This is a genomic window from Mesorhizobium sp. URHB0026 (assembly GCF_054059755.1).
The window spans coordinates 1,169,541-1,183,684 of the sequence record NZ_JBSSCN010000001.1 but is presented as its reverse complement, the minus strand read 5'-3'; the positions used below and the strand labels follow the sequence as shown (position 1 = coordinate 1,183,684).

16 protein-coding genes, 1 other RNA gene and 1 pseudogene are annotated in these 14,144 nt (G+C 63.2%); 11 read left to right on the top strand and 7 right to left on the bottom strand.

Annotation, left to right across the window (positions count from 1 at the left end; translation table 11 throughout):
• Positions 1 to 51: 51 nt before the first annotated feature.
• A complete protein-coding gene (locus ACVWWD_RS06000; protein ID WP_352551056.1) occupies positions 52 to 888 on the bottom strand; it encodes an AAA family ATPase in 837 nt (278 codons plus the stop codon).
• A 147-nt stretch (positions 889 to 1,035) separates the two neighbouring features.
• Between ACVWWD_RS06000 and ACVWWD_RS05995 the strand changes: the two genes are divergently transcribed.
• The 8 genes and pseudogenes from ACVWWD_RS05995 (at position 1,036) to ACVWWD_RS05960 (ending at position 5,586) form a co-directional block, all read left to right on the top strand.
• Positions 1,036 to 1,461: a DUF4345 domain-containing protein gene (locus ACVWWD_RS05995; RefSeq protein ID WP_352551058.1), complete on the top strand. Its 426-nt coding sequence runs from the start codon at positions 1,036 to 1,038 to the stop codon at positions 1,459 to 1,461.
• Between the two features lie 25 nt (positions 1,462 to 1,486).
• A non-coding RNA gene (gene ssrS / locus ACVWWD_RS05990) (6S RNA) lies at positions 1,487 to 1,642 on the top strand.
• A gap of 97 nt (positions 1,643 to 1,739) precedes the next feature.
• A complete protein-coding gene (locus ACVWWD_RS05985) occupies positions 1,740 to 2,327 on the top strand; it encodes a 5-formyltetrahydrofolate cyclo-ligase (RefSeq protein WP_352551101.1) in 588 nt (195 codons plus the stop codon).
• Positions 2,328 to 2,390: 63 nt separating this feature from the next.
• Positions 2,391 to 3,215 (top strand): TIGR00282 family metallophosphoesterase, encoded by an 825-nt coding sequence (locus ACVWWD_RS05980; protein ID WP_023771709.1) that lies wholly within the window; start codon positions 2,391 to 2,393, stop codon positions 3,213 to 3,215.
• 68 nt (positions 3,216 to 3,283) lie between these two features.
• Positions 3,284 to 4,051: a TerC family protein gene (locus tag ACVWWD_RS05975; RefSeq protein WP_352551060.1), complete on the top strand. Its 768-nt coding sequence runs from the start codon at positions 3,284 to 3,286 to the stop codon at positions 4,049 to 4,051.
• Positions 4,052 to 4,084: 33 nt separating this feature from the next.
• Positions 4,085 to 4,243: pseudogene (locus ACVWWD_RS05970) on the top strand (transcriptional regulator); the annotation flags it as partial.
• A gap of 253 nt (positions 4,244 to 4,496) precedes the next feature.
• On the top strand, positions 4,497 to 5,246 hold the full coding sequence (locus ACVWWD_RS05965; RefSeq protein ID WP_023771706.1) for a YebC/PmpR family DNA-binding transcriptional regulator: 750 nt from the start codon (positions 4,497 to 4,499) through the stop codon (positions 5,244 to 5,246).
• 16 nt (positions 5,247 to 5,262) lie between these two features.
• Entirely contained in the window at positions 5,263 to 5,586 is a 324-nt protein-coding gene (locus tag ACVWWD_RS05960) for a SelT/SelW/SelH family protein (protein WP_352551063.1), read from the top strand.
• Positions 5,587 to 5,616: 30 nt separating this feature from the next.
• Here ACVWWD_RS05960 and ACVWWD_RS05955 read toward each other — a convergent pair whose 3' ends face one another.
• On the bottom strand, positions 5,617 to 6,093 hold the full coding sequence (locus tag ACVWWD_RS05955; protein WP_352551065.1) for an anthrone oxygenase family protein: 477 nt from the start codon (positions 6,091 to 6,093) through the stop codon (positions 5,617 to 5,619).
• Between the two features lie 145 nt (positions 6,094 to 6,238).
• Here ACVWWD_RS05955 and ACVWWD_RS05950 point away from each other — a divergent pair, with 145 nt between their 5' ends.
• Positions 6,239 to 6,868, top strand: a complete 630-nt coding sequence (locus ACVWWD_RS05950; protein ID WP_352551066.1) for a TetR/AcrR family transcriptional regulator — start codon at positions 6,239 to 6,241, stop codon at positions 6,866 to 6,868.
• Between the two features lie 83 nt (positions 6,869 to 6,951).
• Here the strand turns inward: ACVWWD_RS05950 and rpmE are convergent, their stop codons facing one another.
• Complete coding sequence (gene rpmE, locus ACVWWD_RS05945; protein WP_010912060.1) at positions 6,952 to 7,173, bottom strand: 50S ribosomal protein L31; 222 nt, start codon at positions 7,171 to 7,173, stop codon at positions 6,952 to 6,954.
• A 205-nt stretch (positions 7,174 to 7,378) separates the two neighbouring features.
• On the opposite strand from rpmE, the gene ACVWWD_RS05940 reads away from it, so the two are divergent.
• The gene (locus ACVWWD_RS05940; RefSeq protein ID WP_352551069.1) at positions 7,379 to 9,178 is read left to right on the top strand and encodes an ABC transporter transmembrane domain-containing protein; all 1,800 of its coding nucleotides are present in this window, start codon (positions 7,379 to 7,381) and stop codon (positions 9,176 to 9,178) included.
• 49 nt (positions 9,179 to 9,227) lie between these two features.
• On the opposite strand, the gene ACVWWD_RS05935 is transcribed toward ACVWWD_RS05940, so the two are convergent.
• Positions 9,228 to 10,712 carry a carboxypeptidase M32 gene (locus ACVWWD_RS05935; RefSeq protein ID WP_352551071.1) on the bottom strand — a complete coding sequence of 495 codons (1,485 nt, stop codon included), beginning with the start codon at positions 10,710 to 10,712 and terminating at the stop codon, positions 9,228 to 9,230.
• A gap of 140 nt (positions 10,713 to 10,852) precedes the next feature.
• Between ACVWWD_RS05935 and ACVWWD_RS05930 the strand changes: the two genes are divergently transcribed.
• A complete protein-coding gene (locus ACVWWD_RS05930; protein ID WP_023771701.1) occupies positions 10,853 to 11,206 on the top strand; it encodes a DUF1304 domain-containing protein in 354 nt (117 codons plus the stop codon).
• 103 nt (positions 11,207 to 11,309) lie between these two features.
• Here the strand turns inward: ACVWWD_RS05930 and ACVWWD_RS05925 are convergent, their stop codons facing one another.
• The 3 genes from ACVWWD_RS05925 to ACVWWD_RS05915 all read right to left on the bottom strand — a co-directional run bounded on the left by ACVWWD_RS05925 (position 11,310) and on the right by ACVWWD_RS05915 (position 14,045).
• Positions 11,310 to 11,735, bottom strand: coding sequence for a hypothetical protein (locus ACVWWD_RS05925; RefSeq protein ID WP_352551073.1), 426 nt, complete (start codon positions 11,733 to 11,735; stop codon positions 11,310 to 11,312).
• A gap of 251 nt (positions 11,736 to 11,986) precedes the next feature.
• The gene (locus ACVWWD_RS05920) at positions 11,987 to 13,018 is read right to left on the bottom strand and encodes a peptidoglycan -binding protein (protein ID WP_023784262.1); all 1,032 of its coding nucleotides are present in this window, start codon (positions 13,016 to 13,018) and stop codon (positions 11,987 to 11,989) included.
• Between the two features lies 1 nt (position 13,019).
• Complete coding sequence (locus ACVWWD_RS05915; protein ID WP_023771698.1) at positions 13,020 to 14,045, bottom strand: MotA/TolQ/ExbB proton channel family protein; 1,026 nt, start codon at positions 14,043 to 14,045, stop codon at positions 13,020 to 13,022.
• Positions 14,046 to 14,144 lie beyond the last annotated feature (99 nt).

Sequence of the window (14,144 nt, the reverse complement as noted above, 5' to 3'; positions counted from 1 at the left end):
TCTCTTCGGCCCGCGGCAACGGTCCACAGCCGGGGAAAGCGCTGCTTCTGCCTATTGTCTTCTCGCCACGAAGGCCAGCCGCTCGAATAGATGCACGTCCTGCTCGTTCTTCAACAGGGCGCCATGCAGTTTGGGCAATGCGTTCTTCGGGTCGGCGCGCAAATCCTCCGGCGCGATGTCGTCGGCGACCAGCAGGCGGATCCAGTCGAGCGCCTCGGAGGTCGACGGCTTCTTCTTCAAGCCTGGCACGTCGCGGATTTCATAGAACTGGGTGAGGGCCGCGCGCAGAAGGTTCTGCTTGATGCCGGGATAGTGCACGTCGACGATTCTGTGCAGCGTGTCGACGTCGGGAAAGCGGATGTAGTGGAAGAAGCAGCGGCGCAGGAAAGCGTCCGGCAACTCCTTCTCGTTGTTTGAGGTGATGATGACGATCGGGCGAACGGCGGCGTGGATGGTCTCGCCGGTCTCGTAGACGAAGAACTCCATCCGATCGAGTTCCTGCAGCAGGTCGTTGGGGAATTCGATGTCGGCCTTGTCGATCTCGTCGATCAGGAGCACGACCTTCTTGCCGGCCGCGAATGCCTCCCAAAGCTTGCCGCGCTTGATGTAGTTCTTGATGTCGTTGAACCTGACATCGCCGAGCTGGCTGTCGCGCAGCCGCGACACCGCATCATATTCGTAGAGGCCTTGCTGCGCTCGCGTCGTCGATTTGACGTGCCACTCGATCAGGTCGAGGCCGAGTGCCGCCGCCACTTGGCGGGCGAGTTCCGTCTTGCCGGTGCCGGGCTCGCCCTTGACCAGCAAGGGCCGCTCCAGTGCGATCGCCGCGTTGACCGCCACCATCAGATCCTTGTCGGCGACATAGGCCGCCGTGCCTTCGAAACGCATTTTTGCTCCTTGGTTGGTTGACGCGACCGTAAGGACGCCGCCGCGGCTGTGCAAGGGTTGCGCCGGATGCGACGAATGGCTTGAAACCCGAGACGAAAAATTCCCGTTGCTGCGCACGGCCGCTCGGCAGGCCGAGGGGCGGGGAGCATGAACGAAAAGATGTCAGGCAAGACGGCGCTCCAGGTCGTGGTTGGCCTGTTGGCGGCAACGCCGGTTCTGGTGGGCGTGGAAGGTATCGTGTCCGGCCCGGAATTCCTGCATGTCGCCGCACCATGGCCTGTCGATCTCGACAGTCATTTCCGCTTCCTGTCCGGGTTTTTCCTGGCCATTGGCTTGGCCTGGTACAGTTGCATTCCCAGCATCGAGACCAAGACGGAACGGTTCCGGCTGCTTGCCGCCTGCACGTTTGCCGGTGGCCTGGCACGGCTTGTCTCGCTGCTGTTGGTCGGCGCGCCATCGCTGGGGCACGTCGCCGGTCTCTGTATCGAACTGCTGGCGGTGCCGGCGCTGGTCTGGTGGCAGGGGCACGTCGTGAATAAAGCCAGCGGGACGGGCCAATTCTCTGGCGCTTGAGCCACCAGCGGCCTATATTGGGGAGGACGGTCTGTGCTTCCCGGCAGGAGAACATTTTCCCCGGGGCCTTAACGATCCTTAGGGAGCTGTCCCTGGGAAGACCCGTGGGTTTTCTCACACGGCGCCCACCTACTTTGTAGGTTCCCGGGATCGCTCTCTCCACCGGTTGTGTGGATCGTCACTTATCGCAAGGCGTCCCACGCATCTTGGTGGATGATGCGGTGGGAAACGTCGCACTTGAGGCTCCGCACAGCTTTGACCTTTTCTACCTTGGCCGCATGACCTCTCCCAAAGACCTGAAAAAAAAGCTGCGTCTCGAGGCACTCGCCCGCCGCGACGGCCTCGATGCATTCTGGCGGGTGGAGGCTGCGCTCGAAATGGCGGAGACGGCGCGCGACCATCTGGAGATCGGGCCCGGTCAGATCATCTCCGGCTTCTGGCCGATGCGCTCAGAGGTCGACGTCAGGCCGCTGATGTTCGCCTTGCGAGAGAAGGGCGCACGGCTCTGCCTGCCGGCCATTCTCGACAAGACCACCATCGTCTTTCGCGAACTGGTTCGCGGCGCGCCGATGGTGGATATGGGCTTTGGCACGGTCGGGCCCCACGCGGAGGCCGAGGTACTCGATCCCGCAGTCATGCTGGTGCCGCTCGCCGCCTTCGACGCGCGCGGTCACCGCATCGGCTATGGCGCCGGCTATTACGATCGGGCGATCGGCAAGCTCGTCGACAAGGGGTTCGCGCCCCGGCTCATCGGCATCGCCTTCGACTGCCAAGAAGTTTCGCAAGTTCCAGACGAACCCCATGACGTGGTCATCCCGGAAATACTCACCGAGAGCGGGTTGCGCCGCTTTGCGCCAAAATTGTAGATAGTTCTTTGAAACGCATGATCTTTGCCGAAAAGTCATGCAACTTTTCGGGATCACGCATAGATGCGACTTCTTTTCCTCGGGGACATGGTCGGCAAGACAGGCCGCACCGCGGTGTGGGAACAACTGCCTGGCCTGATCTCCGACTTCAAACTCGATTTCGTCATCGTCAACGGCGAGAACGCGGCTGGCGGCTTCGGCATCACCGAAGAGATCTTGCGTGAGACGATCGCGGCGGGCTGCGATGTCGTGACCACCGGCAACCATGTCTGGGACCAGCGCGACGCGCTGGCCTTCGCGCCGCGCGAGCAGCGGTTCCTGCGGCCTTCAAATTTCCCCAGAGGCACTCCGGGGCGCGGCTCCGGTGTCTACATCGCCAAAAACGGCGCGCGCGTGCTGGTCGCCAACATTATGGGCCGGGTGTTCATGCACCCGGAGCTCGACGACCCGTTTCAGGCCGGCGAACGCGAGCTTGCCGCCTGTCCGCTCGGCGAGCAGGCGGATGCGGTGGTGATCGACTTCCATGCCGAGGCAACCTCGGAAAAAATGTGCTTCGCGCATTTCGTCGATGGACGCGCCAGTCTCGTCGTCGGCACCCACACGCACCAGCCCACCGCCGACCATCAGATCCTCAATGGCGGTACCGGCTACCTGTCTGATGCCGGCATGTGCGGTGACTATGATTCATCGCTCGGCATGGACAAGGAAGAACCGCTCAACCGGTTCCTGTCGAAAGTGCCGAAAGGGCGTTTCGAGGCAGCGACGGGACCGGCGACATTGTGCGGCGTCGGCGTCGATATTTCCGACCGCACGGGGCTCACCGAGAAGATCGCGCCGTTTCGTCGCGGGCCAAGGCTTGAAGAAACGGCTCCGTCCTTCTGGGCGTGACATTGATATAGGGGTTCGCAGTACCTAATTGCCGGCGACACTGCTCTAGATCGTAGGGGACGACCTCCATGCAGCTTATCGAATTCCTGGCGCCGCATTTTCAATTCGTTTCCGACCCGACCGCCTGGGTCGCGCTGCTGACGCTGGTGGTGCTCGAGATCGTGCTCGGCATCGACAATCTGATCTTCATCTCGATCCTGACCAACAAGCTGCCTGTGGAGCAGAGGGCACGCGCGCGGCGTCTTGGCATCTCGGCGGCGCTGGTCATGCGCCTGGTGCTGCTCGCCACCATTTCCATCATCGTCCAACTGACGACGCCGGTCTTCACGGCGTTCGGCCACGGCTTCTCCTGGCGCGACCTGATCCTGATCGCCGGCGGTCTGTTCCTGGTGTGGAAGGCGACCAAGGAGATCCACCACACGGTCGATCCCGACTATCATCAGGACACGATGCTGGGCGAAACGCTTAAGATCTCGCTTGCCGGCGCGATCTTCCAGATCCTGCTGCTCGACCTCGTCTTCTCCATCGATTCCATCATCACCGCCGTCGGCATGACCGACGAGATCGCCATCATGTATATCGCGGTCATCGCGGCCGTGACCGTGATGATGCTGGCGGCCGGACCGCTGGCGGACTTCATCGCCAAGAACCCGAGCATCGTCATGCTGGCGCTGGGCTTCCTGCTGATGATCGGCATGACGCTGATCGCTGACGGCATGGGCTATCATGTGCCCAAGGGCTACATCTACGCGGCGATGGGTTTTTCGGCGCTGGTCGAGGGGCTCAACATGCTGGCGCGGCGGCGCAAGAAAGCGAAAACCGGCGACCGGCACTGAGACCGATCGGCGCCGGGCGAGCCTAATGCCCCGGAGGAGGCGGACCTGAACGTCGCGCGCCGCGACGGACGCGAGCTCTGGAAACATCTCAATGCGTTGCCGATCAAGCAGATTCACGGCCGCTGGATCAGCCAGTATGACGGCCATGCGCTCAGTATCATCGACCGGCTGAAGTCCGATCTGGAAGGGTAGGCCTCCGATCTCGAAGGGTAGGACAAAGGCCGGGCGAAACCTGCTTGCCGGGCCGCCGCATGCCGAGTGCCTGGCAACGCGGCGCGGCTGGACGAATTGAGCCGATTTATCTATAAGCCGGCCATTCCGACACAGAGCGCCGTACGTTCACCCGGACGCATCGGGACGCTCTGAAATTAAATTCGAGCCTTTTGCAAAGGCGAGATGACGCATCTCGCGGCAAGACGCTCTAGCCGAACACGACAGGGGTGCCATGGCTGGCCATTCACAGTTCAAGAACATCATGCACCGCAAGGGTCGTCAGGACGCGGTGCGGTCGAAAATGTTTTCCAAGCTGGCGCGCGAAATCACCGTCGCCGCCAAGAGCGGAACGCCGGATCCATCGATGAACCCGCGTTTGCGGCTGGCGATCCAGAACGCCAAGGCGGTGTCGATGCCCAAGGACAACATCCAGCGCGCCATCAACAAGGCCTCGATGGGCGACGCCGAAAACTACGAAGCCGTGCGCTACGAAGGGTACGGGCCGGGTGGCGTGGCCGTGATCGTCGAGGCGCTGACCGACAACCGCAACCGTTCGGCGTCCAATGTCCGCGCCGCCTTCACCAAGGCCGGCGGCGCGCTCGGTGAAACAGGATCGGTGTCGTTCATGTGGGACCGTGCCGGCGAAATCTACTATCCGGCCTCGGCTGGCAGCGCCGACAAGATCATGGATGCGGCCATCGAAGCCGGCGCCGACGATGTCGAATCGGACGAAGAAGGCCACACGATCTATTGCGCCTTCGAGACTCTCGGCGAGGTGTCCAAGGCGCTTGAAACCTCGCTCGGCGAGGCCGAATCTGTCAAGGCGATCTGGAAGCCGCAGAACAATGTCCCGGTCGACGAAGAGCGGGCGCAGTCGCTGATGAAGCTGGTTGCGACGCTCGAGGACGATGACGACGTGCAAAGCGTGTACGCCAACTTCGAAGTCGACGACGAGACGATGGCCAAGCTCAGCGCGGCGTGAGCGAAGGTCGTCCGACATGAGTAAAGCTCAGTTGCCGGCCATCCGCATCACCTACTGCACGCAATGCCAGTGGCTGTTGCGTGCCGGCTGGATGGGGCAGGAGCTGCTCTCCACCTTCGGCACCGATCTCGGCGAGGTGACGCTGGTGCCGGGCACCGGCGGCATCTTCACCATCTCCTGCAATGAAGTGCTGGTCTGGGATCGCAAGCGCGACGGCGGCTTTCCGGACGCGGCGAAACTCAAGCAGCTGGTCCGCGACGTGATCGATCCGGATCGGGATCTCGGTCACGCCGACCGCAAAGGCCATAGGTCGAAGGGCGACACGCAAGATCCGGCGTGAGCAAGGCCTCTTGCGTTTCGCAGAGCCTCTTTAGAGCAATGCGAAGATAAAGCAGGCCATCGCCACGATGGCCGTGATGGTACGGACGTGGTTCCACATCACCCATTGGCTCAGGTGGTTCGCCCACACGGCCGCGCCGTTGCTGCTGGCCGGATCGACGGCGGCGAGCGCATCGTTGAGCGGCACGTTGAAGGCCATGGTCACGATAGGGTTGCCGACCAGATAGAGCACCGCGCCGGCAAGCAACCAGTAGGTGCGCGAATGGCTCCAGCCCAAGAGAGCGGCGGCAATGAGGACGAGGCAGATGAGGCCGGTGCCGAAAAGCGCGGTCATGAAGGTCGGGGTGATCACCGTGATGTTGATCGAATTCATCGCTGCGATGCCGGTTGGAACGGGCAGCCGGACAAGGGCTGCCATGACGAACGTGGAAAAGGCGAAGAACACGCCGCCAACGACGCCCGAGCCGATCGCGGCGACGAAGGTGAGGGTTGGAAGAAGCTTCGTCATTTCAGTTGCTCCAGACGCTGGTTGCGGCGGTTTGCTCTCTGCAAATGTGAGTATGTCTCACATTTGCAGAATGTGATAAACCCTCGTATTTTGTAAGTCAAGTCATTCCCGGTGATTTTACCGGACGCGTTTGTTGGAGACAGTCATGGGGGCAACGCCGGCCAACGAGCAGATCGCTTCGCCGCGCCGGGCGCCGAGCCAGCGGCGCAGCCGCGAGCGAGTCGAGCGCATGCTTGCGGCCGCCTCGGCGCTAATTGCCGAGCAAGGCAGCGATGCCATGCGCATGGGGGAAGTGGCGGAGCGGGCTGGGGTGTCGATAGGCTCGCTCTACCAGTTCTTTCCGGACAAGCGGGCGATCGTCTGGGCGCTGGCCGAACGCTACACGGCCGAGAGCCAGGCGTGCATTTCGGCGGCACTGAAGGATATCAGCGACGCCGAAGGCCTGAAGCGGGCCTTTTCCGAGCTAGTCGATATCTATTACGGCCTGTTCCTGGCCGAGCCGGTGATGCGCGATATCTGGTCGGGCACACAGGCCGACAAGGCGCTGCGCCAGCTAGAACTCGCCGACAGCCGCGCGAACGCGGAATTTCTGATCGCGGTCCTCAAGCGCCTGCGGCCCGATGCCGATCCGGTGGCGCTCGACACGACAGCATTCTTGGTCTGGCAGATGGGCGAGGCGGCCATGCGGCTGGCGATCTCGGTCGAGCGGCAGGAGGGCGACAGGCTGGTCGCGGCCTACAAGCGCATGGCACTCAGGGAATTGCTGGCCGAATAAGGGGCCGAAAACCCAGCCTTCGGCCAAGCAACAAAAAACCCGCCACAAGGGCGGGCTCTTGATCCGCGAAAAAACTCTTCGCCTTAGAGGCCGAAACCTTCGAAGCGCTTCTTGAATTTCGACAGGCGGCCGCCGCGGTCGAGCAGGGTCTGCTGGCCGCCGGTCCATGCCGGGTGGGTGGTCGGGTCGATATCGAGGTTCATCGTATCGCCTTCCTTGCCCCAGGTCGAACGGGTCGTGTATTCGGTGCCGTCGGTCATGACGACCTTGATGGTGTGGTAGTCGGGATGGATTGCGCTCTTCATGGCTCTGTTCCTGGCTTGCCGGCGCGGCGGACGGGCATAAGCCTGCGTCGATGCGCCTCTTTTTAAAACTCGAAGCCGCAGCTATTGAGGAGCCACGGCTTCTAAAACGGTCGGCGTGCCTATACATCAGCCGGAATTGAATCACAAGGCCGCAGCAAGCGCATATTGAAGCGCATAAGCTGAAGTGGCTAGAGGAAACACCGACATGGCGCAATCAAGCAGCGCAGACGAGCGCCGACGCTCGCTCAAGCCGCTCAGGCGCCTGTTTCCGTATATCGCCGGATATCGCACGCTGGTCATCGGCGCCCTTATCTCACTGGCCATCGCGGCGGCAACGACATTGGCACTGCCGCTGGCCGTCCGGCGCATGATCGACCACGGTTTCTCGTCGGCCAGCACTACCTTCATCGCCGAATATTTCGGCGCCCTCGTGGCGATGGCCGCCGTGCTGGCTGCGGCGTCGGCCGGCCGCTACTATTTCGTCATCACGCTCGGCGAGCGCGTTGTCGCCGACATCAGGCGCGATGTCTTTGCCCATGTGACGACGCTGTCGCCGGCCTTCTTCGACACCGCCCAGTCGGGGGAAATCGTGTCACGGCTCGCCGCCGACACCACGCAGGTCAAGTCGGCGGTAGGCGCTACCGCATCCGTGGCGCTGCGCAACGTCATCCTCGGTCTCGGCGCGGTGGGCATGATGGTCATCACCAGCCCGAAACTCTCCGGCCTAGTCATTGCGGCAATCCCCGTGATCGTGCTGCCGCTGGTCGCCTTCGGCCGCTCGGTGCGGCGCAAGTCAAGGCAGGCCCAGGACACGCTTGCCGACGCGACGGCCTATGCGAGCGAGCAGATCGGCGCGGTGCGCACGCTGCAAGCCTTCACCAATGAGACACTGGTCACCGGACGATTCTCGGGCGCGGTGGAAGCCGCCTTCGAGGCAGCGCGCGCCTCGATCTTCGCGCGCTCCTTCCTCACCTTCTTCGCCATCTTCACCATTTTCTCCTCGGTCGTGGCGGTGTTGTGGTTCGGCTCGCGCGACGTGCTCGCCGGCACGATATCGCCTGGCACGCTTGGCCAATTCCTCCTCTATTCGGTGTTCGCCGCCGGTGCGCTCGGCGCGCTGTCGGAAGTCTGGGGCGAACTCGCGCAAGCCGCCGGTGCCGCCGAACGGCTGACCGAGATTCTGGCGGAGACGCCGGCGATCCAGGCGCCCGGCACTCCGAAACCGTTGCCGGCCGTTGCCAAGGGCGCGATCGTCTTCGAGAATGTTTCCTTCTCCTATCCGGCGCGGCCCGATCGCGCCGCCGTCCACGGCCTGAGTTTTCAAGTCATGCCTGGCGAGACGGTGGCCATCGTCGGCCCATCGGGTGCCGGCAAGAGCACGGTGTTCTCGCTGATCCTGCGCTTCTACGATCCCGAGACAGGCAAGATCCTGATTGACGGCGTCGACGTGCGCGAGGCCGATCCCGTCGCGGTCCGGCAGCGCATCGCCATCGTGCCGCAGGACGTCACCATCTTCGCCGCGAGCGCACGCGACAATATCGGCTTCGGCCGGCCAGGCGCCAGCGAGGCAGAGATCGAGGCGGCGGCCAAGGACGCATTGGCGGACGAGTTTATCCTCAGGCTCGAGAACGGCTATGACAGCCAGGTCGGCGAGCGCGGCGTGACGCTGTCCGGCGGCCAGCGCCAGCGTGTGGCGATCGCACGTGCCATCCTGCGCGACGCGCCGATCCTGCTGCTCGACGAGGCGACCTCGGCCCTCGACGCCGAAAGCGAGACATTGGTGCAGACCGCGCTCGAGCGGCTGATGCAGGGGCGCACCACCATCGTCATCGCCCACCGGCTGGCGACTGTGCTGAAGGCCGACAGGATCCTGGTCATGGATGGCGGCCGCATCGTCGAGGAAGGCACGCATCAGAGCCTGGTCGCCAAGGGTGGCATTTATGCCAGGCTCGCCAAGCTGCAGTTCGAGACCGGCGCCAGCGCCTTCAGGGGCGCGGCGGAGTAGCAGGTTCAGTTCGTCTCGGCGAAACGAAAATTGTCATCCAGGCGGCATCTCATCCGCCGTAGCGCTGCTTCAGATGATTGACGAAATACACGGCGTTGAGCTTCTCGCCGGTGGCGCGCTCAAGCAGGTCCGGCGTCGACCAGCGCGATCCCTGCGACCAGATCTTCTCGCGGCGCCAACCGTTGATCGCCTCGAAATTCCCCTTTGCAAGGTCTTCGTCGGCTGAAGGATGCTCGCGCGTCAGCGCGGCCCATTGCTGCGCCGCCATCATCGCGCCCAGCGTATAGGACGGGAAGTAGCCGAAGGCAGCACCCGGCCAATGGACGTCCTGCATCGGCCCGTCGGCGGGGTTGTCGATGGTCGAGATACCAAGATAGTCGCGCATCTTGGCATCCCAGGCTTCGGGCAGATCAGCCACTTCGAGGCTGCCCGAAACAAGCTCCTGCTCCAGTTCGTAGCGCAGGATGACATGCAAGGGATAGGTCACCTCGTCGGCGTCGACGCGGATCAGGCCACGTTCGACACGATGCACATGCGGCAGGATATCGTCGAGCGACCAGGCTTCGCCGAGATGCTTCTCCACCACCGGCAGCGCCCAGCGCCAGAAGGCAGGATTGCGGCCGATCTGCTTTTCGACGAACAGGCTCTGGCTTTCGTGCACGGCCATGCCGCGGGCCTTGCCCAGCGGCCAGTGCGACCACGTCTTGGGCAGGTTTTGTTCGTAGAGCGCATGACCGGTCTCGTGCAGCACGCCCATCAGCGCCGACAGGAAATCCGATGTCTTGTAACGTGTGGTGATGCGCACGTCGCTCGGCACGCCGCCGCAGAAGGGATGGTGCGATACCGACAGCGAGCCATGCGTCAGGTCGAAACCGACCGCAGCCATCATGGCAAGGCCGAGTTCACGCTGCTTGTCGATCGCGTAGGTACCCGAAAGCGGCTTCAGCGGATGCTTGCGCAGCCGCGCCTCCTGGATCGCCACCGCCTCGGGCACGAATCCCTTGAGGAAGGCCTTCAGGTCGGCGAAGACGGGGGTGATGTCGGCGGTGCGGTTGCCGGGGTCGAATTGCTCCATCAGCGCGTCATAGGGAGCTAGGCCGAGGACATCGGAGCGCAGGGCCGCCTCTTCGCGCACCAGCGCCACCACGCCTTCGAGAGCCGGCTGGAAGCCAGCCCAATCGTTCTTGGCGCGCAGGGCGCGCCACAATTGCTCGCAGCGCATGCGCGCCGTCGTCTGGCGCTCGACGAATTGGACCGGCAGGCAGGTCAGGTTGGTGTATTGCCGCCGCAACTCGGCGAGAGCCGCCCGCTGCTCATGGTCCAATGCCTCGCCTTCGGCCGCGGCGATCCAGTCCGATATTTCCGGCGCGGTCGCCCTGGTGTGATACATGCCGGCAAGGGCTGCCATCGCCTCGGCGCGCTTCTCGCCACCACCGACGGCCATGTGGGTCGCCTCATCGGCGCCGAGGATGGCCAGCGCATGCTCAAGCGCTTCGAGCTTGTGGCCGAGATCGTCGAGTTTGTGAAAGGACATGGCGGCTTCCGTGGTTGAGGACGGGCGAAAAGACACCAACGCAAAAGCATTGGCAACCCTCGGATACCATCCGGCAGATGCAGCTTGCGCAAGCGAGGTTCGGCATGAAATGCTGTCGGCGACGGATGAAGGGGAGCAGAATGATCGGCAACATCCTGGTTGGGCTGGTGGCCTTGATCCATGTCTACATCGTCTATCTCGAGATGGTGCTTTGGGACACGCCGCGCGGGCACAAGACATTCCGCCTGACGCCAGAATTCGCCGGCGCCTCCAAAGTGCTCGCCGCCAATCAGGGTCTCTATAACGGCTTTCTCGCCGCCGGCCTGATCTGGGGGCTTTACCTCGGCGCCGCCGGTTTCCAGGTCAAGGTCTTCTTCCTGTTGTGCGTGGCCATTGCCGGTCTCTATGGCGCGGCGACGGTCGGCCGCAAGATCCTGTACATCCAGACCGTGCCGGCGGTGGTCGCCCTGCTCGCGGTCTGGCTCGGTTGGTAGGCAAGATGGGCTGGTAGGGAAAGAAAAAGGACGCCAGCGGGATTGGGGTCCCGAAGGCGTCAATGGGTCCCTTCCTCCAGGACGTTTCCAGGCCGGAATAGCCTCAGCCGTTCGGATAGTTTCCGCCGTCGGCACCATCACCCATCAGGAAACCGCTGCCGGTGTCGACCATCAGACGCTGATCCACATTGTCGAGCCGGCGCAGCAGGTCATGGTACTGCGCGGCCGGGATCCTGCCGTGATCCGACGCGGCTATCCTCTCGGCGACCTGACTGATTCGGGCGGTGCGCATTTCCAGGCGCTCCGCGACTGCCGGGGTGATGTGGTTGGCTTGCCTGGCGTCGACGATGCCCTGATGAACACCCCGGACCTGCTCAACGAGCGCCTCGACACGGGGGCCTGCCATGTCGGTGGGGGCGGTTGCATCGAGAGCACCCTTGTGGTGGCCCGCGGCATAGGCGCCGGCGAGCGGGACGGCAATGAGAATTGCGGCAAGTGTTGCAGTCTTGAGAGATGCTGATGAGCGCATGGTGCGCTTCCTCCTGCTGGGAAGGGAGAGCGGCCGCGCCGCCTCGCCTTCCGACCATTTTGGGTCGTCCAGTCCCGTCGCGTCGCGATGGGAGGCATCGCCGGCGGTTCTCGGCCCTGCGCGGCAAGCTAGGAGCGCTTCGGCGGGAAGTGTAATTAAAAAAAGATAATCTTTTCAGGCCTTGCCGGCCGATGTCGGCGCCCTAGAGTTGAGCCGGCGAACAATTTCGCGTGAGTTCGCGTGATGATGGATCAACGTTCGGTGAGCTTAAGTTCAATGCGGCGGTTCTTGTTGCGCGCCTCTTCCGTGTCGGCGGGATCGAGCGGCTGGAATTCCCCGAAGCCGGCGGCGACGAGCCGGTTGGCCGGTACGCCATTCTCGATCAGGAACTTGACCACCGAGGTCGAGCGCGCCGTCGACAGTTCCCAATTGTCGCGATAACGGCCGGTGCCGGACAGCGGCTTGTTGTCGGTGTGGCCGTCCACGCGCAGCACCCAGTTGATCTCCGGCGGGATCTCTTTCTGCAGTTCGATAATGGCGTCGGCGAGCTTCTTCATCTCGACCTTGCCGGCATCGTTGATCACTTCGGATCCGGTCGGGAACAGAACTTCCGACTGGAACACGAAGCGGTCGCCGACGATGCGGATGTTCTCGCGATCGGCCAGGATTTCGCGCAGACGTCCGAAGAAATCGGAGCGGTAGCGGTTCAGTTCCTGCACACGCTGCGCCAGCGCCACGTTCAGGCGACGGCCGAGATCGGCGATCTTGGTGTTGGAATCGCGATCGCGCGTTTCGGAGACGTTGAGGGCATCCTCGAGCGCGCCGATCTGCTTGCGCAATGCCGCGATCTGCTGGTTGAGGATCTCGACCTGGCTCAGCGCCTGCTGGCTGATCTGGCGCTGGTTGTCGAGTTCGCCGCCCAGCGCCGCGGCTCGCTGGTTGGCGGCGTCGCCGGCACCCGCACCTTGTGCCAGCAACTGTTCGAGCCGGCTCTTCTCCGCCTCCGCCGCCGACAGCGACGCCTGCAGATTGGCCAGCGAATCCTCCTTGTCCTGTGCCGTCGAGCGCTCCAGCGCCAGAAGCTGCGTCAGTTCGTTGATCTGCGAATTGAGGCGCGACAGCGCCGTATCCTTGCCGGAGATTTCGCGCCCGAGCAGGAACTGCGCCAACACGAAGACGGTAAGCAGGAACATGATGGCGAGCAGCAGAGTCGACAGCGCGTCGACGAAACCCGGCCAATAGTCGATGCGGCGATCGGTACGCCGGCCCCTGGCAAGCGCCATCCTAGTGCACCCCGGGCTTCTTCAGCGCGTCGGCGATCTTTTCCAGCGTGTTGCGCATCGCCTTTTGTTCGTCTGACTGGGCTTCGACCCAGTCACGCATGATCTGCTGTTCGGAGCGCATGTTCTTGACCAAGCCCGAAATGCCGTCGGCGAGATTGGCCATGGCGGTGGCGACGCGCGGGTTGGAGCCGCCGCCATTCTCCTGCAAGCTGCGCAGCCGCTCCGACAGGACGCGGATCTCGTCAGAAGACTCGGCCTTGGCCGGGTCGGAAACGACGATATCGGACGACAGATCCGTGACCGAGGACAGCCAGTTCTCGAGCTCGGTGTAGAAGCGCGTCTGGGCGCGGCCGGCCTGCAAGTCGAGGAAGCCGAGCACGAGCGAGCCGGACAGGCCGAACAGCGAGGATGAGAAGGCGGTGCCCATGCCGGCCAGCGGCGCCGACAGGCCCTGTTTCAGCGAATCGAGAACCGCGGCTGCATCACCCGTGCCGGGATCGAGCGATTCGATGGTCTCGCGAATCGAGCCGATCGTATTCAACAGGCCCCAGAAAGTGCCAAGCAGGCCGAGGAACACCAAAAGGCCCACAAGGTAGCGCGAGGTGTCGCGGCTTTCGTCGAGGCGCGTGGCGATGGAATCGAGCATTGTGCGCATCGATGAGGTCGAAAAGGCCATGGACGAGGAACGGCCGATCATCGCCTTCATCGGCGCCAGCAGCACCGGTTCGGTGGTCTCGGAGCCGGCTCGGAAAGAGTTGACCCAGCGGACCTCGCGAAACAGCCGCCCGACCTGCGTGAAGGCCAGCAGGATACCGACGACGAGCACGCCGACGATCAGGCCGTTGAGGCCCGGGTTGGTGACGAAAGCGGTGGTGACCTGGCGGGTCAGGATGGCGGCGATGAAAGCGACGATGGCAAGGAAGATGACCATGGTCAGCAGGAAGACCTGCGGACTGGACAGCTTATGCGGGTCGTAGATCAGCACGTCGGAGCGCCTGCCCATGCCGAAGGATCTGAGAAAAGCCATCCGTGCCCCGTTTCCGATGCCGCTGCCGCCGATCACGTAGTTGGCGACTCTAAACGGAATTGTGACCAAATTGAATGGTGCTTGGCAATATTGCCACAG